This is a genomic window from Paenibacillus puldeungensis (genome assembly GCF_042678945.1).
In the GTDB taxonomy this organism is placed as follows: domain Bacteria; phylum Bacillota; class Bacilli; order Paenibacillales; family Paenibacillaceae; genus Fontibacillus; species Fontibacillus puldeungensis.
This window is the reverse complement of sequence record NZ_JBHTLM010000004.1, coordinates 166,018-191,163: the sequence shown is the minus strand read 5'-3', so window position 1 is coordinate 191,163 and position 25,146 is coordinate 166,018. Positions and strand designations below refer to the sequence as shown.

The window sequence follows — 25,146 nt, the reverse complement described above, 5'->3', positions numbered from 1 at the left end:
GAACATTTATTCTTATTATATACCGAACATACATTCGTTATGCAAGGGAAGTTCATGGAAATGATACCCCCGTTTCGTCGCTAGGCTTCGGCAAGGCTACCTTTAAATGAAAAAAGAGGCTATACCAACGGGTCATATAGACACCATCAATATAGACTCTTTATCTGCTTGCAAATCAACTTCATTAGTGAGCGGTTAAAATAAGCGGACCGTCCTGCGTAATCGCAATCGTATGCTCATACTGCGCCGACAGCTTGCCGTCAGCCGTTCGTGCTGTCCACTCATCGTCATCGATCGTTATGCGGAATGTACCTTCATTAATCATTGGCTCAATCGTAAAGACCATGCCTTCCTTCAAACGAATTCCTTTACCCGCTACACCGATATGCTCATAGCTCGGTTCCTCGTGCAAGCTTCGTCCGATGCCGTGTGCCAGCAGATCGCGCACCACCGAAAATCCGTTTGCTTCCGCGTGGGTTTGGACAGCGGAAGTGATGTCACCGAGCCGCTTCCCGGGAAGCGCCTGGGCGATACCAAGATCCAAACATTCTTTCGTGACCCGCTGCAGCTTTTCCGCTTCCGGACTTATATGGCCAATCGCATAACACCAACATGAATCGCCAAACCAGCCGTCGTATTCCGCAACAATATCAAGCTTAAGCAGATCTCCATCTTGCAGTTTTCGGGATGAAGGAAATCCGTGCGCTACTACATCGTTGAGCGATGTGCAGGTTTCTGCAGGAAACCCGTTATACCCTTTTGTAAACTGCTTGCCGCCTAATTTAGTAATATGTCTGGCGACAAAATCATTGATTTCCTGTGTAGTAATCCCGGAAGCAATAATTTTAGAAACCTCCCGATGGCAGTCCGCAACAATTTGGTTCGCCGTTTTCATCTCTTCGATTTCTCGCGGCGATTTCAAAATAATCATCATATCACTCCTTAAATTTGCCTCTGCATAGTCCTTTCGGTAAACAAAACTGCGGCAATGTCCCTGGCATCGGCGCGCAGGGTGCCACGGCGAAGCGGGAGCGAGGCGGCTCCCGCGAGCGCAGCCAGCCGGAACTCGGCAAACCGCAGCGCCGCTGAGTTCTCACTTAGATCTAAGGCACTCGGCTTTGCAGGTACTAGCTCCCCATCTCCCAGTACAGCCGCAAACGGAAGCAACACCTGCTCGCGAAAAGCCGCTGCCAGGGGGACGGCCCGTGCTTCAGGCAGAGGGCGAAAGTCGTCTGCAGCTAGTTTGTACAGTAAATACAGGCCATGATCGTCCGCCCAAGCCTCCAGCAGCCGGATCCCGGCGGCGAAAAGAGATTTCTCCTCTGCAAGAGGCACTTGCCTCATCCTTCGGTCATGAGATAAGTCGCTCAGGCGCTCGGTCACAGAAGGGGAAGGGCTGGTGAACCCGTCCAGCCATTCGCCCGCTCGCTCCATACAAACCCACAACAAATCATGGAGCAGATCGCCTTTATTGCTGTAATAATGATATACCGTTCCATATCCAAGACCGGCCTGCACCGCCACGTCGCGAATTTCCATTACCAGTCCCTTATCCAAAAATACATCGGCGGCCGCTATGCGAATTTGAGCCAGCCGGCGTATGCGAATTTCTTCATTTTGCTCCTTTGTTCGTGGGGTCATACCAGTTCAGGGACCTCCTTTTGTTTTGACCTACTCTCATGTCAATATAAAACATCGGCAGACAAATAGCAAGGGCTACTTGACATGGTCAGACTATTGAAGTAGTATGAACTCGATACTATTGCAATAGTCTGAAGGGAAGAATTTGGCATGGACATAAAACTGTTTGACTCCGAGCTTAAGGTGATGGATGTTTTATGGAAGGAGGGAGACTTAACCGCGAAGCAGCTTAGCGAAATTCTGGCCGAGCAGGTTGGCTGGAATAAGAACACCACCTACACCGTGATTAAAAAATGTATCGCCAAAGGAGCGATAAAACGGCTCGAGCCCAACTTCTTATGCCGGGCCGCCATTTCGAAAGAACAGGTGCAGGTGCAGGAAGCGGCGGAGTTGATCAATAAAGTGTTTGACGGCTCCCCCGATTTGCTGTTCGCCTCTCTCATTAATAGCAAAAAGCTGTCCAAAGAAGAAATCGAAAGATTGAAGCAGCTTGTAGACAAGTTGAAATGAGGTGTCCCGTATGGATGTTTTGCAAATGAGTCTTTCCGCAGCGGTCCTCATTATCGCCATCGTGATCATCCGCGGGCTTTCCTTGCACAAGCTGCCCAAAAAGACATTTCTGATCCTTTGGGGAGTAGTCGTTTGCCGCCTGCTGGTTCCTTTTTCTGTTCCATCGCGTTTCAGTTTTTTTACCGGTGTAGACGTATTGAAACGGATATTTTCTGGAACGGCCGGTATGTACGATATAGGCATGAGCGATCTTTCCTTCGCTGAGCAGCAGCCCAGCGGTGTGGCGTCGGGAGCATTGGGCGTATCAGGCTTGCCTACGGCATTCTTTTCACCCGTGTTGATCATTTGGCTGGCGGGCATGGGCGCCTCCGCATTATTTTTCATCGCGACCTATATACGGTGGCTCAGGGAATTCCAAACTTCCTTGCCCGCCCAGAACGATTTTATCGACACTTGGCTGCGGGAGCATCCCATGCGGCGGCATGTGCAAATCAGACAATGCGATAAAATCCAAGCGCCGCTGACCTACGGGGTATTCCGGCCTGTGGTGCTTCTGCCTAAAACAACCGACTGGACGGACGAGGCAAGACTGCGCTACATTCTTACCCATGAATATGTGCATATCAAAAGATTTGACGCCCTAACGAAATTGTTGCTGGCTTCCGCTTTATGCGTACACTGGTTCAATCCTTTGGTATGGGTGATGTATGTGCTCGCCAATCGTGATATTGAACTTTCCTGCGATGAAACGGTAGTGCGGACACACGGGGAAACAACCAGATCCGCCTACGCCATGACGCTGATCGTTATGGAAGAAAAGAAAAGCAAGATAGCCCCTTTGTTTAACAGCTTTAGTAAAAATGCGATTGAAGAAAGGATAACGGCGATTATGAAAATGAAAAAAGTTACGGCTTTGGGAGTCACTGCGGCGTTGCTCCTGGTTGGCGGCACATTGACCGCATTCGCAACCAGCGCTGTTAATGTGAATTCAGGCTCAGCTTTGGCGACGGCAACAGAAAGCGGCAGCTGGTCCGGCGGGCTGATGGAAAAGGAACAAGAAGCGCAACAACGCAAAGCGATGGCCAAGGCGATGAAGGTCTATGAACCTTTCGGCCTTACTTATGACGAAAAAACCGGCGAGCTATTTTATCAGAGAACAAAGGTGCGCGATTTCTATGATGAACAGGCCGGGGTCGGTCAGTCCATGACGGATGGTTCCGTTGACCTCTATGCCGCCTATAAGAACGGCAAGCTGGCCGGGATTAATAAACGAAGTCAGGCTGAATTTGATCGGAATACTGCCGAAAAAGAAGCCGTAGAGAAAGAAATCGCCGAGAAAAGAAAGGAATTAGGCGTTCCGGACGGAGCCGATTTTTCCTATGAGGATGATTCCATAAGCAATATGCAGAGCACGGCCGATACCGTGTCCACTTCCGACACCGAAGGTGGTTTGGTGGACCTACGATGAATATAAAGCATGGCTTGCAAAAGAAAAAAGCCCCTGCAGCAAACACATTCATATAAATATACATCAGAGAAAAAAGGACCCTTGGTATAATCCATCCCAAGGGTCCTTTCATGTGTTTCCATCCCGCTACCGGAACATTCCCCACAATTTGATCAGGTGAAACGTATTGCGCGGGTCAATTTTCTGATCAATGACAAACTGTACGATCTGCTCTTCCTGTCCGCCGGTAATCCTCTCACCCAGCAGCGAAGCCGCAGTTCTAACAAGCCTGCGCACTTTAGGGCGATCCTGAAGATCCGCTTTGGTCAAGCCTTCCACGAGCTGCTTCATGCGCTCCTTCATCGCCGGGTTTTTCATCTTCAATTTGATCCGCTCCACCAGCTGTGGGCTAATTCCGTATTGATGGTAACTCAAGCACCTGCACCTCCTGTCCCGTCATTTCCGGACCTCAACCCTAATATATGACGGAAAGACTGTCCATAGTGCTGAAAAAAAGGCCTAGGGACCTAGGAGCTACCTAAAAAGGGCGAGTGGCTCTGCAAAAGGCCGCCCACCAGCCCTAATCGATCAACTCGCCCTGGAACACCTGCTCGCGCCGCAAATGCTCACGCAGCGGCCCATATTCGGGCGACGTCCAAAAGGACGGGTCGCCCACCAGCCGGACGGCGTCGTCCCGCGCCGCCTCAAGCACCGCATAATCGCTGACCATGTCCGCGATTCGAAACTCCGGCACCCCGCTCTGCTTGGTGCCGAAAAAATCCCCGGGACCGCGCAGCTCCAGGTCCCGCCGAGCCACTTCGAAGCCGTCGTCCGTATCGGTCATGACCTTCATTCGCTCCTGACCGACCTCCGACTTCGGATCCGCGATAAGCACGCAGTACGATGCGTGCTCCCCGCGGCCAACCCGCCCTCGCAGCTGATGCAGCTGCGACAAGCCAAACCGGTCGGCATCCATGACGATCATCAGCGTCGCATTCGGCACATCGACCCCGACTTCGACCACCGTGGTGGAGACGAGCAGTTGCACCTCGTTCTCATAGAACGAGCGCATCACCTCGTCTTTCTCTGTCGAAGTCATCCGGCCATGCAGCAAGCCGACCTTAAAATTCGGAAAAGCCTGCTGCATCGATACATACAAATCGATAGCGTTCTGCACATCCAGCTTGTCCGACTCTTCGATAAGCGGGCAAATCAGATAGGCTTGTCTGCCTAGCGACACCTCGCGAGAGATGAAACCAAGAACACGATCCATCATGCTATGCTTCACCCAATATGTAGAGATCGGCTTGCGCCCCTTCGGCCGTTCGGACAGCGTCGACACATCCATATCGCCAAAGGCTGTAATGGCGAGCGTACGCGGAATCGGAGTCGCCGTCATCGTCAGCACGTCCGGATTGAAGCCCTTGCGCCGCAATATGCTGCGCTGATTCACACCGAACCGGTGCTGCTCATCAGTAACGACCAGACTCAGCGAACGGAAAAACACGTCCTCCTGAATCAGCGCATGCGTGCCGACAATGATATCCGTGAGCCCCATCTGCAGCGAACCGAGCAAATCCTTGCGCTTACGCCCTGTCACGCTCCCTGTAAGCAGCCCAACCGTAACGCCAAATGGCTCGAACAGCCGGGTTAACGAGCGGACATGCTGCTCGGCCAAAATCTCCGTCGGCACCATAAAAGCGCCCTGATGCCCCGATTTGATCGCCGCAAAAAACGCAATCGCAGCAATAACTGTCTTCCCCGATCCGACATCCCCCTGCAGGAGCCGATTCATGCAAAACGGGGAGCGCATGTCCTGTAGAATTTCAAGCTCGACCTTCTTCTGCGCATCGGTCAGCTCAAACGGAAGACTCCGCACAAATTCCCGGATGACCTTGTTGTCTACCACATGGGCTACGCCATCCAAACGCTCGTGATTCATCGCCCGATAAGCCTGGAGCTTAAGCTGGAACAGGAACAGCTCCTCATATACCATCCGCCGCCGTGCAAGCTGTCCCTCCTCGCTGTCCTGAGGCTGATGGATACGCTGGATCGCCCGTTTTCGCGCCATTAGATCATATTTGCGCAGCAGCTCAGGCGGCAAATTTTCCGGAATCATTTCCCCGTACTGCTTCAAGGCCTGATCGATCGTCTTGCGAATCCAGGCCTGCGTAATTTTGCCCCCCACCGAGTAGACTGGCTGTAGACTTCCGCTGCGCAGCGTTCCCCGGTCTGGGAACTCGGAATCTGACACGGTCAACTGGCTGCGCCGCAGATCCCATTTACCCGTAAGGATGATTTCCCGCCCAGTCGTCAGTTGGTCCTTCAAAAAGTGGCGGTTGAACCAGGTCGCCGTAAACATCCAGTCCTCGGCCACCATTTTGCACGTCAGTCTCGATTTGCGCCCATATCGCTGTAATACAGGTACGCCGACGATTTTTGCCTGTACTGTCACTTTTTCTCCGTCCTTCACCTCCGTCAGAGAGCGGAGCCGGTAATCTTCATACCGAAACGGATAATATTCGATCAAATCATTAACCGTAAAGATGCCAAAGGCGTGAAGCTCTCCTTGTTTAAGAGCGCTCACGCCGCTGACTTGCCTCACGGGGATTTCGTTTAACTCCATCATTTCATCCCTCGCTTTATCGAAGGCCGGTTATAAAATACCGGGCATTAAGCCGGCCAAATGAAGGTAGCCACTGTGCCGGGACCAACATGCGAGCCCACTACGGCACCGATGCTGGTACGGACGATTTCGTGAAGGGTAAAATGCTCCGAAAGAAGTTGAATTATTTCCTCGGCTCCTTCCGGATTTACGCAGTCGCACACCGCCACATTGATGTCCTTCAGTCCTTTTAGGTCGTTTACGAACAACTCGATAACGCGAGACACCGCTTTTTTGCGTCCCCGCACTTTATCGACGGCATAAATAACGCCTTCCTGATCAACTGATAGAATCGGCTTGATATTTAGCAAATTTCCTAATATCGCCGCGGCCTTTCCGATGCGTCCACCCTTTTGCAAGTACTCCAGCGTATCGACCAAAAAATACAGCCGACGAGCTTTTCCCAGCCGTTCAACTTCACTGTAAATCTCCTCAACGGACGCCCCACGCTTTGCCATTCTGGCGGCATGAACGACCTGCAGACCGAACCCGTAAGTCGCACACAAGGAATCGATGGGTGTAATATCGATCTGCCCGTCAAGCTCTTCCTCCAGCATTTGCTTCGCCAAAACCGCAGATTGATACGTACCGCTCATACCGGAGGAAAGATGAATCGAAATGATCGACGAACCAGGATACTTATCCAGCATGTCCCGATAAACCTCTACATACTGGGAAGGTGAAGTTTGCGAGGTCGTCGGTAGATCACGCGACTTCGCGAGCTTATCATAGAACTCTTCTGCGGTGATGTCGATGCCTTCAAGAAAAGATTGCTCACCGAAGGCGAGCCGCATCGGTACGATATGAATACCGTATTCCGATACTACTGCCTGCGGGATGTCTGCCGTACTATCGGCAATAATGACAACCTGCTTCATAGGTATCTTCACCCTTTCCTATTTCGCTTTCGCCGGTTCATCGTATATAAATTTTAACCTTCTACCGAGAACAAGTAATAATAAATCGGCTGTCCTCCATTATGGACCTCAACTTCAACATCCGGATACGTCTCATGAACCCAGGCCACCAGCGCCTCAGTCATCGCTTCGTCTGCTTCTTCCCCACTAAGAACCGTGACGATCTCATCCCCGGCGCCCAGCATTTTACCGAGCAGCCCTTGGCTCGTTTCAAGCAGTCCTTCTTCCGTAGCAACAATCTTTGAGTCGGCAATACCTATATAGTTGCCAGCCTTGATTTCCAAGTCGTCAAAGACCGTGTCGCGAATCGCATAAGTGACTTGCCCCGTTTTGACGTTGTGTACAGCTCTTAGCATATTGTCCTGATTGGTTTCCACGCTCTCCTCTTCCTGAAAAGCGAAAGCTGCCGCAATGCCCTGCGGAATGCTCTTGCTTGGAACGACAATAACGCTGCGCTCCCCTTCAAGCAAATCGCGTGCTTGCTGCGCGGCAAGAATGATATTGGAATTGTTGGGCAGAACAAAAACATGCTGAGCCGAAATAGATCCAATCGCCTTCACGAAATCCTCGGTGCTAGGGTTCATCGTCTGCCCACCCGATAAGACGACGTCGACGCCCAGGCTGGTGAAAATTTCGGAAACACCTTGGCCCGAAGCCACGGCGATAAAGCCGTATGGCGCAAGCTCGTCAGCCGGCAGTTCAGCCGGATCAACGGGACGAGCTGGCTCTGCAGGAATGTCAGCAAACAGTTCCGGCATTGGGGCCGCGTCCATCCCCGCAGATAGCAGATCACGGTGCTGCTCACGCATATTTAAAATATGAATTTGCGTAATTTCACCATAACGAAGTGCCAAATTTAGCACATCACCAGGAGTTTTGGAATGCACGTGCACTTTGATGATTTCATCATCTGCTATAACGATAATGGAATCCCCATTGACAGACAACGCTTTCCGGAACTGTTCCTCATCAAACACAACGTTCTTAACCTCGCCCAGCTTACGATTGATGAAAAATTCCATATCATATAAAAATTCAATGTCTTCCGTCTCGAGCTTGGCCTGTGCAGTAGCTGGAACATGTATGGTCTTAGCTGGAGCATGTTTCTCCATCTCAAACGAAACGACCGGAGTAGAAGCTTGTCCTTGAACCGTCGTATCTGCGCTTCCACCATTCAACCATTCTAAAAATCCTTCATAAATATATACGAGTCCTTGACCACCTGAATCAACAACACCCACCTGCTTTAAGACCGGAAGTAGCTCCGGAGTTCCAGCAAGCGCTTCCTTTGCTTTAGCCACCACTTCAGCCATCAGCTCGACTATATCAGTCGTTCTTCTTGCGTAATACACTGCGTGTTTGGCTGCTTCCTTCGCTACTGTTAAAATCGTTCCTTCCACAGGCTTCACCACTGCCTTATAAGCAGTATCAACGCCGCTTTGCAGGGCAGAAGCAAATTGTACCGTATTCAATTCCTCCAATGAGGCGGCATACCGACCAAAGCCGCGGAACAATTGGGACAAGATGACGCCGGAGTTCCCGCGCGCGCCCATAAGAAGTCCCTTGGACAAGGTGCCTGCTCTGCTTCCTAGTCCTCCCGCTCCATTGTTTTTCAATTCCGTCACGCCAGCCGTCATCGTCAGATTCATATTCGTACCGGTGTCCCCATCGGGAACCGGGAATACATTGAGGGAATTGACGTGCTCAGCATGCTCGGAAAGCCGCTTTGCACCGGCTAATACCATGGCGGTAAAATCTGTTCCATTTAAAGAACGCTTACTCAATGAAAATTCCCCTTCCTAGCTTGATACACGTACTCCTTGGACGTTGATATTCACCTGATCTACTTCGAGTCCAAAGATTTCACTTAACACGTATTTCACCTTAAGCTGTATGTTGTGTGCAACCTCAGAAATTTTCGTACCATAACTGACTATAATATAAAGATGAATAGCTAATCGGTCGTTAACCAGGCTGATTTCAACACCCCGGGCTAAATTTTCCCTTCCTAGCAATTCTGCAATACCATCCTTAAACTGCTTTCGGCTTGCCATTCCAACTAGTCCATAACATTCCATGGCGGCCGATCCAGCAATAACCGCTATCGCTTCATCCGAAATGTCAACTTTACCGTATTCGGTCTTTAGTTCTATAGCCACGCCACACACTCCTCCCTAGAAATTATTATGGACTAAACAACATTGTACTATAAGAACAAAGAGAAATAAATAAAAGAACAAAGAAGAAGGTGTGCAAAAAGTCATTTGAATCGCTGTAGAGGGGACAAGTCGTCATTCGAGTAGCCCCTTCTATAGAGTCGACCTTTGTAAATAAACTTAACTGATTGTTGACGGGACTTTTTTTACTGTGATATTATATTTAAGTATTGTTTTATGCGCTTTCTATAATCTTTCCTATAGTCATCCCTTTTATTGGCTGTAGAAATGATAGACGGAAGGCCGGCTTGAACAATAACTGTGAATTCGAAAATAAACCGTTATTTTCAAGACAGGTGTACTGGAACAGGAGGTGTAATGAATGGCTCGCAAATGTTATGTGACTGGCAAGAAGCCAGGCAGCGGTAACCATGTATCTCACGCAAACAATCGCAATCGGCGCTCTTGGGGCGTAAACGTGCAAAAGGTCCGTATCTTGGTAGACGGTAAACCAAAACGCGTATACGTTAGCACTCGGGCTTTGAAATCCGGTAAAGTGACCCGCGTGTAATTCGGGACAAGACATATAGACAAAAAGCACCTTATCTCATGAGGTGCTTTTTTGATGCGCTTTTTCTTTGGAATTTCGTCAAGGGCCTTATTCGAAAGTTCCGGAGCGAACCCGTGGGCATTGGGAGGCGGAACCCGCCCGCGTGCGCCCTCTCACTGCTGCTAAAAGCAGCACGCGGCCGCCCGTTAGTTTTTGTGAAACGTGTTCAGAACGGCCTTGACGAATCCTCCCAAAAATTTAGGCAGCTTGAATGTGTAAAATTTCATCGTTCACCCTCCCCATCATGCTCATGCCTTCACCCATATTGTATGTTCGTTGTCATTTGTCCGTGTATTTCCGCCACAAAAAAAAGGCTACATGAGAACCCTGCCTCATGTAACCCATTGTATGCGGGCGATGCTTCGCCTATGCCAATCCGGCAAGGCTTTTACGGATATCCTCCATCGCCTTCCGGCGGTCGGCTTGTCCAAACACCGCATTGCCGGCAACCAGCACATCGGCCCCGGCCTCTACGACCAAAGGAGCTGTTGACGCTGAAATTCCCCCATCGACTTCGATCCGCAAATCTTTCAGACCAAGTTCGTTCTTCCACGCTTTCAGCTCGCGAATTTTACGAAGCGTGCTCTGAATAAAGGCCTGTCCGCCAAAACCGGGATTTACCGTCATGACGAGCACAAGGTCAACATCCTCCAGCACCTCGCGAATCGCCGCGGCTGGCGTACCCGGGTTGATGGCTACCCCTGCTTTTACGCCATGCTCTTTTATCAGATGCAGTACCCGGTGAAGGTGAATACAAGCTTCCTGGTGTACAGTAATCAAGTGGGCTTCGGCCCCCGCAAACGCAGGTATGTACTGCTCCGGATTTTCAATCATTAAGTGAACATCCAGCGGCAGCTTGGTCAGTGGTGCAATTGCCTGCATGACTAACGGTCCAAACGTCAGGTTAGGAACGAAATGACCGTCCATGACATCCACATGCAGCCAATCGGCTCCGCCCCGCTCCACATCAGCCACTTCTTCGCCGAGTTTGGCGAAATTGGCTGATAGTATAGACGGTGCAATATAAACGTTGTTCATGACGCTAATACCTCCGTTTTTTCTCCTTCATCTCTTCATGGAATTGCACATAGTGTTCGTAGCGGCTCGCAGCAATGTCGCCATTCTCCAGCGCTTCTCTCACCTTGCAGCCGGGCTCATGGAGATGACTGCAGCCACGGAATTTGCACATATCGGCTAGTTCTCTAAACTCCCGAAAGCAGCTTGAAAGCTCATCTACACCCAGTTCGAGAAAATCCAGCTGGCTGAAACCCGGGGTATCGGCAACGTATCCGCCGTTTTCTAGCTCAATGAGCTCCACGTGACGGGTTGTATGACGGCCACGGCCTAGCTTCATGCTGATTTCGCTCGTTTCAAGCGTTAATCCAGGGAGCATGGCGTTGAGCAGCGATGATTTTCCGACGCCGGATTGCCCCGAGAAAACGCTGATTTCTCCGGCTAATCGTGACTTCACATCCTCGACGCCTAATCCGGTAACAGAGCTCGTTATGATTACATCATATCCGATTGCTTGATACAGCTTCCCTGTCTCTATCGTAATATCGGAGGAGCGTTCATCCATTTCCTCTTCCAGCAAGTCCTCCTTGGTCAGACAAATGAGCGCCTGAAGACCGGCATGCTCAATGTGCACCAGAAACTTGTCCAGAAGCTGCAGGTTAAGATCAGGCTCCTTCAAGGAAAAAAGCAATACTGCTAGCTTTGCATTAGCAATCGGAGGACGGATGAGCTCTGTTTCACGCGGCAGAATCTCATCCACCGTGCCTTCCCCGTTTTCGGTTGGAGAATACATCACCCGATCTCCAACCAGCGGGGTTACGCCTTTCTTCTTGAAAATGCCACGCCCCCGGCATTGGACTAAGTCTGCTGCGAGGTCCTTTGGCTTTACGTAATAATATCCACTTAACGCCTTTACAATCAAGCCTTCAGGCATATATGCCGGCCTCTCTTTCGTTTCGGTCTGCCTTAATTGCCATGCTTGGTTTCTTTATTGGCGACTTTGACTTTACTGTTTCCACCGCTAGTATGCTTAGCGGTGGAAATGGTCGTTTTGGGCTGAGTCATCCCGGTATCCGGGGGATTTTGTCCGTTATCCGAGTCCAGCGGCGCTCCATTTTCCGGTGTATTGGTATTGCTTTGAGGGAACTCCGGTACAGGAACCGTTCCCTGTTTGGCATCAATGTAGGAGACCTGGTAAGTTTCTAGTAAGGCTCCATCCCTAAACACAGAAACCGTTCCGTTTTTATTCGGTGCTAAAATAAGCTTCACTGAAAGATATTGCGCTTTTCCAACCTTTTGTGTGCCCCATTCTTGGTTTTCACCACGGGCATCTCCATAGGTGATACGAATCTTACTGATTTTCCCTTCTGTTGCGGGAACTACGGGAACTTGATAAGTGTACTCTAACGCCTCAGGCGGGTAACCCGAGCTGACAAACAGCGTCACTTCAGAACCCGGTGTTACTGAATCCTTTGGCGCGAACGGCCACTGCTTCGTTACTTTCCCAGCCTCGATTTCAAAGCTAGGCTCCTCTTTGATCCCGTCTTTCGCCAGCTTCAGACCAAGTTTCTCAATCTCAGCAACCGCTTCGGATTGCGTTTTGTTGAACAAATCCGGCATTTTCACCTCAAGCGGACCCTTGCTAACCTTCAGCACGATAACCGCGGCAGCCGGATCAAAATCCGTTCCCGCATCAGGGCTTTGGCCGATGACGGTTCCCGGTTCCTTATCGCTGTTTTCTTCGGTCTGAGAAATTCGATCCTTATCCACGCCCTGTTCCACCAGCTTTTGTACAGCCGTTTCATAAGGCATATCTATCACCGAGATCATTTTGGGAAGCGTTTTGGCTGTGCTGACCGTGATGTCTAGTGTCGAGCCTTCCTTCACCATCGTACCTTCCGGCTTGCCCTGTTCATAAACGACGCCCTCAGCGACGCCTTCTTTAAACTGACGGGTGACTTCGCCTAATTTGATTCCGTCCTTCTCGAGTAATGCGACAGCATCTTTCTCCTGCATATTTACGACATTTGGTATTTTAACCTCAGGAACGGTCACGAGTTGGTTGACATACCAAGCGACTCCGGCCATGGCGAGCAAAATAATCACGGTAAGGCTTACCCAAAATGCCGGCCTGTTCCAACCTTTCTTCCTCTTCGAGCCGACGCCCCGCTCCTCCGAGGCTTGGCTGTCGCGTGTCAGCTTCGATCCCCCTTGTGTACTGCTTTGAGGTTTGATGGCCGGAACGATTCGCGTGCTGTCTTCATCAACGTCATCAATAAAGTTCAATTTCGGTTCCGTTTGGCGTTCCGGCAGCAGGCACGTCTCGAGATCACGAAGCATCTCCTTCGCTGACTGGTATCGTTCGGCAGGATTTTTGCGCATGGATTTCAAAATAATATTTTCCACACTTTGCGGAATCATCGGATTGACCATTCTCGGTTCATCGAAGTGCTCCTGCAAATGCTTCAACGCTACGCTGATCGGGCTTTCGCCAAAAAAAGGAAGGCGTCCCGTAAGCATTTGATACAGCACGATTCCTAAGGAATAAAGGTCGGACTTTTCCCCTGTAGCTACGCCCTTAGCGTGCTCCGGTGAAAAATAGTGCACCGAACCGACCACCGATCCGGTTTGGGTTATCGTTGCAGAAGTAACGGCACGGGCAATGCCAAAGTCAGTAACCTTCACGCGCCCATTACGACCGATTAAAATATTATGAGGCTTAATATCCCGATGAATGATTTGATTATGATGAGCATGATCCAAAGCGTCGGCAATTTGCGATGCGATGCGCACGGCCTCATCGACTTGCAGCGGAGCGCGCTCTTTTATAATTTCATTTAAATTTTGACCTTCGACATATTCCATAACAATATAATGCACTTCGTCTTCCTGCCCTACATCATACACGCTGACGATATTCGGGTGAGACAGTGAGGCGGCAGACTGCGCTTCTCGCCGGAAACGCCGAATAAATTCCTCGTCATTCACAAATTGTTGGCGCAGCACCTTAATGGCTACGTTGCGATTCAGCAGAATGTCTTGTGCCTTGTAAACCAGCGCCATGCCCCCTCCGCCGATTCGTTCGATAATTTGATAACGACCGCCCAATTCGTGTCCGATCATGAATTCCACTCCTTTATGCCTGACCTAGCGTCCTCTAGTTGTTCCAGCAAGGCAACGCTTATGTTATCGTCGCCCCCCGCATTCAGTGCTAACTGAAGCAAGTGGTCGGCACGATCGTTCAAAGCGAGATCGTTCGAGCCAAGCGTCAGGGTCATTTGTTCCGTTGTTACATAATTGCTGAGGCCGTCACTGCAAAGCAGCAGTATTTCACCCGGCTCCAGCGTAACTCGGTTCATATCCACCTCAACCCGCTCGTCCGTTCCGAGCGCCCGAGTCACTACATTGCGATGCGGATGGAAATTAGCCTCCTCCGCACTGATCTGCTTGTTCTTAACCAGCTCATTAACAAGCGAATGATCATCGGTTAATTGGACTAGCTCGCCGTGCTGAAATTTATATGCCCTGCTATCTCCGATATGACCGATCATTCCTTCTTGATTATCCAATAGAACGGCGACAACGGTCGTCCCCATGCTGCGATATTCCTCATGCTCAGTCGCTTTCTTGAACACGACCTCATTTGCATGCAAGATCGCCTTTCTAAGCTGTTCGCCGCAATCCTCCACGGACAATCCCGCCGGCAAGGCCGCCAGGTCCTGAGTGATGGTCTCCACCGCCAAGCGACTGGCAATATCACCCGCTTGGTGACCTCCCATGCCGTCAGCAACTATGCCTAGCGTATACCCTCGCTCAAGCTGGGCAACCCAGGTACAGTCCTCATTGATGGAACGGACCCGTCCTACATCACTAACAAATACCGTTTTTATCAAGTTTTCTCACCTCGCACCAGACTCCATATGCTTCGCCCGCAATTGACCGCAGGCAGCCGCAATATCATGGCCTTGCTCCCGGCGAATCGTCACATTGATGCCTTTATCCGCCAGTATGCGTTGAAATTGAAAAATATCGTTCCTTGATGTTCTGACATACTTCCGCTCTGGAACATAGTTGACCGGAATCAAATTCACATGACACAGCATATCCTTCAGTACACCAGCTAGTTCCTCCGCATGCTCCGGCTGATCATTAACGCCGCCGATGAGCGCGTATTCGAACGTAACTCTGCGCCCTGTTTTGGCGATATAGTAACGGAGCGCCTCCATAACATCGTCAAATGGAAAACGGCGGTTGACAGGCATAAGCTTGGACCTCAGCGCATCGTTTGGAGCGTGAATCGAAATGGCCAAATTGATTTGGGTATTCTCGTCAGCAAATCTGTAGATGTTCGGAACGATACCGCTCGTTGATACAGTAATATGCCGTTGCCCGATGTTCAAGCCCTTTTCATGAATCATAATCCGCAAAAATTTCATCGTGGCATCATAATTTTCGAACGGCTCACCCGTCCCCATAATGACGATGCTGCTGACACGCTCGTCGCGGGTATCTAAAATTTTCTGCGCTTGTACAACCTGTGCGACGATTTCACCAGGAGTAAGGTTGCGCTTCAAGCCGCCCAGCGTGGACGCACAAAAAGTACAGCCCACTTTGCAGCCGACTTGAGTAGTGACGCAAATGCTGTTTCCATAGTTATGTTTCATGATGACCGTTTCAATCGCGTGATCATCGTGCAAACCGAACAGAAATTTTACGGTGCCGTCTTTCGATTCAAGCTTCGTAATTTCATTAAGCGTAACAAAGGCGAATTGATCGTTCAGCTTCTGCCTGAGCGTCTTGGACAAATTAGTCATGTCCTCGAAGGAACTCACGCGCTTTACGTACAGCCAGTCAAAAATCTGTCCGCCGCGGAATGCCGGCTCGCCTTGCTGAACCGCCCATTCCTGCAGTTCCTCCAAAGTATAATCGTATATAAAAGGTTTCATTTTCACACACCTATCCTAAGCAATATCGAGTATCTTACCCTACTCATTCTTCCCATTTTATCATAAATTGTGTATTCACTAAAGTGCAGCAAAATCAAGTGGAATTTTCAGGGTCAGTCCCTTTAATCATACTCTTTGTTGAAATGACGTCAAATGCAAAGAGGCCAAGCTTTGCAACGGATGCTTCCGTGCAAGCCTGACCTGTAAATAGATAGCTGGACAAAGCTTTAATTGCTTCCCTTACGCCAGTCATTAGTCGTTCTTCTGCTTTACTAGACGAGCGATATAGAAACCGTCAGAGTGATAATCCTGCGGCAAAATTTGCAGTCCGATCAGCTCCCTTGAGTCCGCTGTATCCAAAGGGCGCTGATGCCATCCGTTCGGATCATCCTTGGCCAGCTCAAATTCCGGATGCTGGTGCAAAAACTGCGCGACCATATCGGCATTCTCGCGAGGTTCTATCGTACAGGTGCTGTAAACGAGCACACCCCCGGGCTTAAGCAGCCCGCTGACAGCGTTTAGCAGTTCCTCCTGCACTCCGGCGATTTCCGCAACATCCTCCGGCGTTTTGGCCCACTTCAGATCAGGCTTACGGCGAATGACGCCGAGGCCGGAGCAGGGAGCATCGAGGAGAATCCGGTCGAAAGAAGCGGGCGCAAAGCGTTCGTTCAGCTTCGTGGCATCCCCTGACAAGGTGCGGACATTGCCTAGCCCGAGCCGCTCGGCATGATCCTGAATCAGCTTGGCTTTATGCGGGTGAATGTCATTCGCTATGACTTCCCCGCTCCCGCCGAGGATCTCAGCAATGTGGCATGTTTTCCCTCCAGGTGCTGCGCAGCAATCCAGCACCGACATTCCGGCCCTCGGAGCAACCGCTTCTGCCACAAGCATCGAACTTTCATCCTGAACGGAAATGAGACCTTCCCGATACCATGGCGTTAAAGCCATGTTCCCGCCGCTATGTACGATGATACCGTCCAAAGAAATCGGCGATGGGGCGGCTTCAAGACCTTTTTCCTTCATCTGCTTAATCATATCCTCCCGGTTAATCCGGGCACGATTAACCCTTACGCTGACCGACGGCGGTTCGTTGTTGGCCCGGCAGATGGCTTCGGCTGTCTTCTCTCCGTACTGTTCAATCCAACGGGAGACAAGCCATTCCGGATGAGAGTGTTCTAAGGCAATCCGCTTGACCGGCGGCAAATTGTCCGGCAGCTTCAGCTCATCCTTCCGCCGCAGCACGCTGCGCAAAACGCCGTTCACCATACCAGAAATTCCTTGATGACCACGTTTTTTAGCGATGTTGACCGCCTCATTCACGACAGCATGCGGAGGAATTCGATCCAGATAATAAAGCTGATAGAAGCTTATCCGAAGCAAGCTTCGAACCCATGGCTGCAGTTTGACCAGCCCCTTCGTAACAAAAGGACCTAACAAGTAATCGATGGTGTTCAAGTGCGAAATCGTACCATAGACGAGTTCGGTGGCAAGGCCTGCATCAGGTCCGGATAAACCGGACTTCTGCAGCGCCCCGTTCAGCAGCAGGTTGCTGTAAGCTCCCTCCTGCTCCACTGCGGTCAGTACCTGCAGCGCGGTGTCACGTGCCGATGGCTTTGCTGTGCCGCGGCTCATGACAGAACCATGCCTTTCTTCATTTGACCGCCGCGAACGAACTCGCCAACCTGCATCGCTTTTTTACCGGCAGGCTGTACTTCTGTCAGTAGCACGGATCCGTCCCCGGTCTTTACTTCAATGCCGTGTTCCGAGAGCTCAAGCACAGTGCCAGGAACTTGTCCAGATGTCGCTGATGCCGTCTGTTCTACGGGCTTGGCGATCGCCCATACTTTAAACACATCACCATTCCAGAGCGTAAAGCCCCCCGAAAAAGGGACAAGTCCTCGTACCCGGTTATATATTTCACGCGAAGTGGCGTTCCAATCAATCCGCTCGTCCTCGCGAGTCAGGTTCGAAGCATAGGTGGATTCGGCATCGTTTTGCGGAATCCGTGCGGCCTTGCCGGTCAGAATAAGCGGCAGCTGCTCCATCAGCAGTTTGGCCCCGGCTTGACTGAGTTTCTCGAACATCGTCCCCGACGTATCTTCATCTTCAATCGGAACGACCGCTTTGGCGATCATATCCCCGGTATCGATCCCCCCGGCCATATACATGAGTGTAATGCCGGTTTCCTTCTCCCCGTTGATAATTGAACGCTGAATCGGTGCACCGCCGCGGTATTTTGGCAGCAGCGAGCCGTGGACATTCAAGCAACCATACTGTGGTAAATCAAGTACGCCTTTCGGCAAAATCTGTCCATACGCCGCTGTCACGATCAAATCAGGGCGAAGTGCTGCCACCTCCGCTACCGCTTCCGGCGCTCGCATCCGGAGAGGCTGCAACACGGGAAGCCCGTGCCGCAATGCCGCTTCCTTGACCGGAGTGGGAGTCAATATTTTTTTCCGCCCTTGCGGGCGATCCGGCTGGGTCACAACCCCAACTACATTGTAGCCTTCCTTCAGCAATGCCTCCAAAGATGGAACCGCAAAATCCGGAGTACCCATAAATACGATATTCATCGACTCACATTACTCCTTTTTCTCTTCCCCTTCTGGGGTAATTTCGTAGATTCTTTCCGCAACATCCGTATACAGAACGCCGTTTAAATGGTCGATTTCGTGTTGAAACGCTCTTGCTAGCAGCTCAGAGCCTGTATAGGTCACTTCGTTTCCGTTCCGATCCAGTCCTTTCACTGTAACAGTCATAGCCCGGCGCACATCCCCGCGGTATCCTGGAATGCTAAGGCAGCCTTCCGGTCCGAACTGCTCACCTTCCGTGGACACGATTTCCGGATTAATCAGCTCAATTAAACCGTTCTCGTCGCCGACATCTACTACAATCGCCCGCTTCAAAATACCGATCTGCGGAGCGGCAAGTCCTACTCCCTCTGCGTCGTACATTGTATCCGCCATGTCTGTCAGCATCTTCTGGACATTCGGGGTGATTTTCTTAATTTCCTTTGCTACCTGATGCAGCACTTCATCTGGTTCAATTACAATAATTCGAATTGCCATCAAGGCACTTCCTTTCCTCAAAGAACTATAATGATTCTAAGTGTAATTTGTGCATTTACTTTTAGCATTTGGATGTATTTCTACGTATTAACTGCAAAAAGTACAGCTAAATCGAAGTAAAATGTACGTCGCCATGGTTTTTAATCTATGTAGATGCACTTTTTACAATTAAATGAACAAAAATAAGATAAAATTCAAAAATAAATGTAGAAAATGCATCTATTTTAGCCCCTGTGGGCTCGGCTATTCAGAAAAATTCTTCGGCTGTATTAAAACTACATCAGCATTTGCGGATCGACATCGATGCTGATTTGGAAGTCGCCGTCCTTCAGTTGATCAAGCGTGGTCGCAGCTGTCTCTCTAACGAGGCTCACCGCGTCCAAATCCCCGCGATATTTCACCATGCATTGGAACCGATAGCGGTTCTTAATGCGCGGAATAGGTGAAGCCACCGGACCGAGAATATCGAGTGCACTAGGGGTAAGTCTATCCAGACTTCCGAACCATCCTAACCGCTGCGCTTTGGCGCGTAAATCTCCGGCAAAGTTTTCCGCCATCCGTAATAGTAACGGTAGTTTCTCGTGAGACAGGGTTACTAAAATAAGTCGGCTATATGGAGGATAGTAAAGTGCTCTCCGGTGCTTCAGCTCCTCTCGCACAAAGGAGGTGTAATCATGTCCGCTGGCATGCACGATCGAATAGTGCTCCGGCATATAGGTTTGGATAAACACCTCGCCCGGCAGCTGATGCCGCCCTGCCCGACCAGCAACCTGCGTCAGCAGTTGAAACGTCTTCTCTGCCGCGCGGAAATCCGGAAAATTCAGCGCCGTGTCCGCCGCGATGACCCCTACGAGCGTTACGTCCGGAAAATCCAGGCCCTTCGCAACCATCTGAGTTCCTAACAGGACGTCGCCTTTTTTGTCACGAAAAGCTTGAAGTAATTTTTCGTGAGAACCCTTCTCACTGGTTGTGTCCACATCCATGCGAATGACGCGGATGCCCGGGAACAGCTTGGCTAGCTCTCCTTCCACCCGTTGGGTGCCCGTACCAAAATAGCGAATATGCTCGCTGCCGCATTCCGGGCAAACTGATGGTGCCGGTTCGGCATAACCGCAATAATGGCAGCGCAAATTGTTAGATTTCTGATGGTAGGTCAGCGAAATGTCGCATTCGGGACAACCGGCCACGTATCCACAGGTACGACACATCACAAACGTAGAGTACCCGCGTCGGTTCAGAAAAAGCACAGTCTGCTCGCCGCGTTCAAGTCGAGCAGCTATCCCTTGGTGCAGTGCCCGACTAAACATCGAACGGTTTCCTTCCTTCAGTTCTTCCCGCATATCGACGATCTGAACCGCGGGAAGCTGACTGCCTGATGGGCGCTGCTTCATTTCCAGCAGGACCGGCGCGAACTCTTCATGCCGATCTCCACCCCCGGAGCGAGCAGCATGGTAGCTTTCCAGCGAGGGAGTAGCCGAGCCTAAAATAACGGCGGCCCCGTGCTGCCGGGCCCTCCGCACAGCCACATCACGGGCATGATATTTCGGCGTCTCCTCCTGCTTGTAGGACGTTTCATGCTCCTCGTCCATCACGATCAGCCCTAAATTTTGAAACGGAGCAAATACCGCCGAACGAGCGCCGATTGCCACTTCTACGCGCCCTTCCCGGATTTTGCGCCATTCGTCATAACGTTCCCCCGTCGATAACCGACTGTGCATGACGGCAACCTTGCCGCCAAAACGGCCTTTGAACCGCTCGACCATTTGTGGGGTAAGCGATATTTCCGGGACGAGCACGATCGCCTGCCGTCCGAGTGAAATGCACCGTTCTATCGTTTGCAGATACACTTCCGTTTTCCCGCTGCCCGTCACGCCGTGGAGCAAAAATACTTCATGGCGGTGTGCATCGAGCGCCGCGATAAGCCTCCGGTAAACATTCTCCTGCTCAGGTGTGCGCTCCAGTGGCGTGCTCCCTTTGAAATGACGGCCTTGGTAAGGATCGCGAAACACTTCCACGTCCTCGATCACCGCAAATCCTTTCTCGGCCAGCTTTTTTACCGTTCCCGCTGTTACCCCCAGCGTAGAGAGGACCTCCTGAAGGGAGATTGGAATACCAACCTCCAGAAGAAACTCAAGCACTTCCTTCTGCCGTTTGGCCTGTGCAGTAAAGGAAGAAAGCGCAGCCTCGGCCTCATCGCCCTGAACCGCTACCGAAACGCTTTTTATCGTTTTTTTGCGGACCTTGTCCTTGATGACTTGACTTTCTGTTAATGTCCCCCGGCGAAGCAGACCTTTGAGGATACCCGGGTACGCCGGAAACCTGGCGCTTAGATGGTCCATCAAGACGTGACCCGAAGCCCTTACATATGCGACGATTTGCTTTTCCTCATCCGTCAAAATCGGTAGTACCGACATGCCCTCCTCATCTTGGGGAAGTTCGTCATTGTCGGCTACGCTGATGTAGCGTTCCGTCTTTCCCTTCAAAGCCGTCGGGATCATCGCCTGCAAGGTAGCAATCATACTGCAGGCATACTTGCGACTCATCCAACTTGCCAGCTCCACCAGATCCTGCGGAAGCGGCGGAAGCAAATCAAGCATCTCTTGAATCGGCTTCATACGAGCAGCGTCCATCTCCGGCTGCTCATGCAGCGAGATGACGAAGCCCTGAATGGTTCTCCGTCCGAATGGTACGGCAACCCGGCTTCCAATTTCCAACCAGCTTGCCATAGATTCAGGGATTAAATAATCAAAAGGCCGATCGGTTTCCCGGCTCGGCACATCGACGATCACTTTGGCCATTCTGTATGTCATTGCCGAGAACCCGCCAACCGGGCCGCCGCCAGCTCCATAATTCGCAAGGCTACTTCTTCCTTGGCCATGCGAGGAATGGACTGAACTAGGCCAGATGCATCGTAAATGTTGACAACATTTGTATCAGAGCCAAATCCAGCTCCTTCCGCCGTTACGTCGTTGGCAACAAGCAGGTCGCAGTTTTTGCGCTTCAGCTTGTCCATGGCGTGCTTCTCCAACTCATCCGTCTCAGCAGCAAAGCCTATAAGAAATTGATGCGTCTTTTGTTTGCCTAACGATTCCAAAATGTCGATGTTTTTCACTAGTTCCAGAACGAACGCTTCATCGCTCTTCTTGATTTTGTGCCGGGCGGTTTCCTTGGGCCGATAATCCGCGACGGCTGCAGCCTTGACGAGAATATCGGTCTCTTCCCAAACGGCCGTCAACGCTTCATACATCTCCTGGGCAGATGTCACCGTAGTTACCGGAATTTCAGGAGGAGGCGACACCTGCGTGCTTCCAGCGACGATCATAACCTCAGCCCCTAGGCGCTGTGCCGCTTTGGCTATAGCGAAGCCCATTTTCCCCGAAGAATCGTTGGAAATAAACCGGACCGGATCGATTCGTTCAACAGTGCCGCCTGCGGTAACGACAATCCGCTTCCCAGCCAGCGGTCTCTCGGCAAGCTTTGCTTGACGCGCAAAGAAATCTTCCACCACCGAGGCAATCGTTTCCGGTTCTTCCATCCGTCCCTTTCCGGTATAGCCGCATGCCAAAAGCCCCTCTCCGGGCTCAATCATCATGACACCGCGCGAAACCAGTTCCTCCATGTTCCGGGTCACAGCCGGATGCATATACATATGCACATTCATAGCTGGAGCCAGCATGATCGGAGCCTGCGTCGCCAGCAGCGTTGTAGATAGCATATCATCAGCGATACCTGCGGCCATTTTACCGATAATGTTAGCCGTTGCCGGCGCAACCAGAACGAGGTCCGCCCAATCCGCCAAATTAATATGCGCAATCGATTCCGGGTGCTTCTCATCAAAGGTATCGGTATATACAAAATTTTTGGACAACGCCTGTAGCGTTAGTTCCGTGATAAATTTCGTCGCAGATTCGGTCATGATCACCCGCACTTCAGCGCCCTCTTTGACAAGCTTGCTGCATAAGGAAGCGGCTTTAAAGGCGGCGATTCCGCCGGTGACGCCAAGCAAAATCTTTTTGCCGGATAACATTCGGTATCTCCTCGCTTTCTCCCTACAGAAAAAAATAACAACCTCGCGGTTGTCAAAAAGCAGCCCGGAGGCCGGAAATTATTCTTTTTCTGAGGTTTGTTCCCCAGCTTCATAGTTAACCTTGATGTAATCGCCATAAATTTCTTCCAAAGCTACGCCGACTTGTTTATGCGATTTTGGCTGTTTCAGTTCGCTTTTTTCCCCTTCGCGAAGCAGTCTGGCTCTTCGGGAAGCTGCCACAACTAAGGAATATTTACTGTCAACTTTTTCGAGCAACTTGTCAATAGATGGATACAGCACAAGTAACACCTCTTCTTTTCGCTTATCGCTGCTTAATTTTTGCACTCTTTTCTAATCTTGCAATGTTCGGCAACGATGATGGATTGTATTCTTTTGCAGGCAAGATCGATTTCGTCATTGACGACGGCATAATCATAATTTTCCATCAGTCCGATCTCATGGGCCGCCACTGACATTCTATGATCGATCGTCGCCTGATTTTCCGTTCCACGTCCCTGAATCCGTCCTTTGAGCTCATCGAGCGATGGCGGAAGCAAGAAAACAAACACGCCTTTTGGAAATTTCTCCTTGACCTTGAGAGCACCTTGGACCTCAATCTCCAAAATGATGTCCTTGCCACTATCTAGCGTTTCCTCTACAAAATCTCGTGGAGTTCCGTAAAAATTGCCGACGTATTCAGCGTATTCCAGGAGTTGATCATTGTTAATCATCTCTACAAATTGTTCACGGGTCTTAAAGAAATAATTGACGCCGTTTTCTTCTCCAAGACGGGGCTGACGAGTCGTTGCGGAAACAGAATAAACCAACTCCGGCATACGCTGCCGCAGTTCGGTGCAAACCGTACCTTTTCCGACACCCGACGGTCCCGATAAAACGATAAGTAACCCTTTACCCATAATTCTCTCCATTTTTATTCGTCGTTGTCTTCATCTTTGGTGGACAGACGATGTGCGACCGTCTCAGGCTGAACCGCTGACAAAATGACATGATCGCTATCCGTGATGATCACAGCACGAGTCCGGCGTCCATAAGTAGCATCGATCAGCATATGGCGGTCTCTCGCCTCCTGAATAATCCGCTTGATTGGAGCAGATTCCGGGCTGACGATTGAAATGATTCGGTTAGCCGATACGATATTTCCAAAGCCGATATTAATAAGTTTAATTGCCATATTTAGGTAGTTCCCCCTATTTGCTTGACTCACCTTGCGTTAAAAGTCACGTTATTCGAGATTCGCCGCTTGTTCGCGGATTTTCTCTAGCTCCGCCTTCATTTCAACGACAAGGTTGACTAGAGCCAAATGATTGGCTTTAGATCCAATCGTATTGGTTTCCCGGTTCATTTCCTGTATGAGAAAGTCCAGCTTGCGACCAACCGGTTCTGAAGCTTGGAGCAGTCCGAGGCATTGCTCAAAGTGACTCTTCAATCGAATCAACTCTTCATCAACATTGGACCGATCTGCAAACACGGCCACTTCCATCGCAAATCTCTGTTCATCAAAAGGTCCCTCAAGCAGCTCGGCAAGCCGTCCCTTGAGCCGACTTTTGTATTCCTTCACAACCTCCGGCGAAATACGCACCATCTCGTTGTGAATCTCCACCAGCCGGTCAAGCCGCTGCTTCAAGTCAGACACTAAATGCCGCCCTTCCCGCTCGCGCATGCTGACGAGTCCGCCAATAGCTTCCTCGAGCCCTTCGCTTAGCACTCGCTCCCATTCTGACTCCATTCCGTATAAGTTAGAAGAAAGATCCGAAGTGGATAAAACGTCAGGCAGGGAAAGCAAATCCTTGGCGCTGAGTTTGGCGTCCACAGCATAGCGGTTCCCAAGCTCTTCTGCGGCCCGTAAGTAAGATTCAACTACAGGCCGATTCAGTACCATTGGAAGGGAGCTTGCATCCTCAAGTTCTTTGCTGATATATACGTCAATTCGTCCCCGTTTAATATGGCGCTGAACCAAACGCCTTAGTCCGTCTTCATAGCACGTCCATTCCCTCGGCATCCGAAGTACGATTTCCGCGTATCTATGATTGACGGATTTAATCTCGAATTGAACGATAAAACCGTCATAATGTTTAACGGCTCCACCGTAACCTGTCATACTGTGCGACAAAGGCATCACATCCG

General features: G+C 50.6%; 25 protein-coding genes. 3 read left to right on the top strand and 22 right to left on the bottom strand.

Features of this window, described 5'->3' with window-relative positions:
- Positions 1 to 184 precede the first annotated feature (184 nt).
- Both map and ACFQ3W_RS07740 read right to left on the bottom strand, forming a co-directional pair.
- On the bottom strand, positions 185 to 931 hold the full coding sequence (map, locus tag ACFQ3W_RS07745; protein WP_379318637.1) for a type I methionyl aminopeptidase: 747 nt from the start codon (positions 929 to 931) through the stop codon (positions 185 to 187).
- 11 nt (positions 932 to 942) lie between these two features.
- Entirely contained in the window at positions 943 to 1,641 is a 699-nt protein-coding gene (locus tag ACFQ3W_RS07740) for a TetR/AcrR family transcriptional regulator (RefSeq protein ID WP_379318306.1), read from the bottom strand.
- A gap of 150 nt (positions 1,642 to 1,791) precedes the next feature.
- Here ACFQ3W_RS07740 and ACFQ3W_RS07735 point away from each other — a divergent pair, with 150 nt between their 5' ends.
- Both ACFQ3W_RS07735 and ACFQ3W_RS07730 read left to right on the top strand, forming a co-directional pair.
- Positions 1,792 to 2,151 (top strand): BlaI/MecI/CopY family transcriptional regulator, encoded by a 360-nt coding sequence (locus ACFQ3W_RS07735; protein ID WP_379318304.1) that lies wholly within the window; start codon positions 1,792 to 1,794, stop codon positions 2,149 to 2,151.
- A gap of 10 nt (positions 2,152 to 2,161) precedes the next feature.
- Positions 2,162 to 3,619 carry a M56 family metallopeptidase gene (locus ACFQ3W_RS07730; RefSeq protein ID WP_379318302.1) on the top strand — a complete coding sequence of 486 codons (1,458 nt, stop codon included), beginning with the start codon at positions 2,162 to 2,164 and terminating at the stop codon, positions 3,617 to 3,619.
- Positions 3,620 to 3,745: 126 nt separating this feature from the next.
- Here ACFQ3W_RS07730 and ACFQ3W_RS07725 read toward each other — a convergent pair whose 3' ends face one another.
- From ACFQ3W_RS07725 to ACFQ3W_RS07705, 5 genes are all read right to left on the bottom strand, one after another.
- Positions 3,746 to 4,033 carry a stage VI sporulation protein F gene (locus ACFQ3W_RS07725; protein WP_379318300.1) on the bottom strand — a complete coding sequence of 96 codons (288 nt, stop codon included), beginning with the start codon at positions 4,031 to 4,033 and terminating at the stop codon, positions 3,746 to 3,748.
- A 145-nt stretch (positions 4,034 to 4,178) separates the two neighbouring features.
- The gene (recG, locus tag ACFQ3W_RS07720; RefSeq protein WP_379318298.1) at positions 4,179 to 6,227 is read right to left on the bottom strand and encodes an ATP-dependent DNA helicase RecG; all 2,049 of its coding nucleotides are present in this window, start codon (positions 6,225 to 6,227) and stop codon (positions 4,179 to 4,181) included.
- 44 nt (positions 6,228 to 6,271) lie between these two features.
- Positions 6,272 to 7,141, bottom strand: coding sequence for a DegV family protein (locus tag ACFQ3W_RS07715; protein ID WP_379318296.1), 870 nt, complete (start codon positions 7,139 to 7,141; stop codon positions 6,272 to 6,274).
- Between the two features lie 53 nt (positions 7,142 to 7,194).
- Positions 7,195 to 8,964: a DAK2 domain-containing protein gene (locus ACFQ3W_RS07710; protein ID WP_379318294.1), complete on the bottom strand. Its 1,770-nt coding sequence runs from the start codon at positions 8,962 to 8,964 to the stop codon at positions 7,195 to 7,197.
- Between the two features lie 15 nt (positions 8,965 to 8,979).
- Positions 8,980 to 9,339 carry an Asp23/Gls24 family envelope stress response protein gene (locus ACFQ3W_RS07705; protein ID WP_379318292.1) on the bottom strand — a complete coding sequence of 120 codons (360 nt, stop codon included), beginning with the start codon at positions 9,337 to 9,339 and terminating at the stop codon, positions 8,980 to 8,982.
- A gap of 379 nt (positions 9,340 to 9,718) precedes the next feature.
- On the opposite strand from ACFQ3W_RS07705, the gene rpmB reads away from it, so the two are divergent.
- A complete protein-coding gene (gene rpmB, locus ACFQ3W_RS07700; protein ID WP_009225259.1) occupies positions 9,719 to 9,907 on the top strand; it encodes a 50S ribosomal protein L28 in 189 nt (62 codons plus the stop codon).
- Positions 9,908 to 10,092: 185 nt separating this feature from the next.
- Here the strand turns inward: rpmB and spoVM are convergent, their stop codons facing one another.
- The 15 genes from spoVM to ACFQ3W_RS07625 all read right to left on the bottom strand — a co-directional run bounded on the left by spoVM (position 10,093) and on the right by ACFQ3W_RS07625 (position 25,132).
- Positions 10,093 to 10,173, bottom strand: coding sequence for a stage V sporulation protein SpoVM (spoVM, locus tag ACFQ3W_RS07695; protein WP_036621610.1), 81 nt, complete (start codon positions 10,171 to 10,173; stop codon positions 10,093 to 10,095).
- A 139-nt stretch (positions 10,174 to 10,312) separates the two neighbouring features.
- Positions 10,313 to 10,984, bottom strand: coding sequence for a ribulose-phosphate 3-epimerase (rpe, locus tag ACFQ3W_RS07690; RefSeq protein WP_379318290.1), 672 nt, complete (start codon positions 10,982 to 10,984; stop codon positions 10,313 to 10,315).
- Positions 10,985 to 10,988: 4 nt separating this feature from the next.
- Positions 10,989 to 11,894, bottom strand: a complete 906-nt coding sequence (gene rsgA, locus ACFQ3W_RS07685; protein ID WP_379318288.1) for a ribosome small subunit-dependent GTPase A — start codon at positions 11,892 to 11,894, stop codon at positions 10,989 to 10,991.
- A gap of 32 nt (positions 11,895 to 11,926) precedes the next feature.
- Positions 11,927 to 14,083 (bottom strand): Stk1 family PASTA domain-containing Ser/Thr kinase, encoded by a 2,157-nt coding sequence (pknB, locus tag ACFQ3W_RS07680; RefSeq protein ID WP_379318286.1) that lies wholly within the window; start codon positions 14,081 to 14,083, stop codon positions 11,927 to 11,929.
- Positions 14,080 to 14,853, bottom strand: coding sequence for a Stp1/IreP family PP2C-type Ser/Thr phosphatase (locus ACFQ3W_RS07675; protein ID WP_379318284.1), 774 nt, complete (start codon positions 14,851 to 14,853; stop codon positions 14,080 to 14,082). The genes pknB and ACFQ3W_RS07675 overlap by 4 nt, the downstream gene beginning before the upstream one ends.
- 6 nt (positions 14,854 to 14,859) lie before the next feature.
- On the bottom strand, positions 14,860 to 15,906 hold the full coding sequence (rlmN, locus tag ACFQ3W_RS07670; protein WP_379318282.1) for a 23S rRNA (adenine(2503)-C(2))-methyltransferase RlmN: 1,047 nt from the start codon (positions 15,904 to 15,906) through the stop codon (positions 14,860 to 14,862).
- A 252-nt stretch (positions 15,907 to 16,158) separates the two neighbouring features.
- The gene (gene rsmB, locus ACFQ3W_RS07665; protein WP_379318280.1) at positions 16,159 to 17,538 is read right to left on the bottom strand and encodes a 16S rRNA (cytosine(967)-C(5))-methyltransferase RsmB; all 1,380 of its coding nucleotides are present in this window, start codon (positions 17,536 to 17,538) and stop codon (positions 16,159 to 16,161) included.
- Entirely contained in the window at positions 17,535 to 18,479 is a 945-nt protein-coding gene (fmt, locus tag ACFQ3W_RS07660) for a methionyl-tRNA formyltransferase (RefSeq protein WP_379318278.1), read from the bottom strand. Before fmt ends, rsmB begins: the two co-directional genes overlap by 4 nt.
- Before the next feature lie 9 nt (positions 18,480 to 18,488).
- Complete coding sequence (def, locus tag ACFQ3W_RS07655) at positions 18,489 to 18,974, bottom strand: peptide deformylase (protein WP_379318276.1); 486 nt, start codon at positions 18,972 to 18,974, stop codon at positions 18,489 to 18,491.
- A gap of 275 nt (positions 18,975 to 19,249) precedes the next feature.
- Positions 19,250 to 21,784 carry a primosomal protein N' gene (gene priA, locus ACFQ3W_RS07650; RefSeq protein WP_379318274.1) on the bottom strand — a complete coding sequence of 845 codons (2,535 nt, stop codon included), beginning with the start codon at positions 21,782 to 21,784 and terminating at the stop codon, positions 19,250 to 19,252.
- Positions 21,781 to 23,001, bottom strand: coding sequence for a bifunctional phosphopantothenoylcysteine decarboxylase/phosphopantothenate--cysteine ligase CoaBC (gene coaBC / locus ACFQ3W_RS07645; protein WP_379318272.1), 1,221 nt, complete (start codon positions 22,999 to 23,001; stop codon positions 21,781 to 21,783). Before coaBC ends, priA begins: the two co-directional genes overlap by 4 nt.
- Before the next feature lie 78 nt (positions 23,002 to 23,079).
- Positions 23,080 to 23,301, bottom strand: a complete 222-nt coding sequence (rpoZ, locus tag ACFQ3W_RS07640) for a DNA-directed RNA polymerase subunit omega (RefSeq protein WP_379318270.1) — start codon at positions 23,299 to 23,301, stop codon at positions 23,080 to 23,082.
- Positions 23,302 to 23,333: 32 nt separating this feature from the next.
- Positions 23,334 to 23,918: a guanylate kinase gene (gmk, locus tag ACFQ3W_RS07635; RefSeq protein ID WP_379318268.1), complete on the bottom strand. Its 585-nt coding sequence runs from the start codon at positions 23,916 to 23,918 to the stop codon at positions 23,334 to 23,336.
- A 14-nt stretch (positions 23,919 to 23,932) separates the two neighbouring features.
- Positions 23,933 to 24,193, bottom strand: a complete 261-nt coding sequence (gene remA / locus ACFQ3W_RS07630; protein WP_018751582.1) for an extracellular matrix/biofilm regulator RemA — start codon at positions 24,191 to 24,193, stop codon at positions 23,933 to 23,935.
- 51 nt (positions 24,194 to 24,244) lie between these two features.
- A complete protein-coding gene (locus tag ACFQ3W_RS07625; protein WP_379318635.1) occupies positions 24,245 to 25,132 on the bottom strand; it encodes a YicC/YloC family endoribonuclease in 888 nt (295 codons plus the stop codon).
- Positions 25,133 to 25,146: the final 14 nt, after the last annotated feature.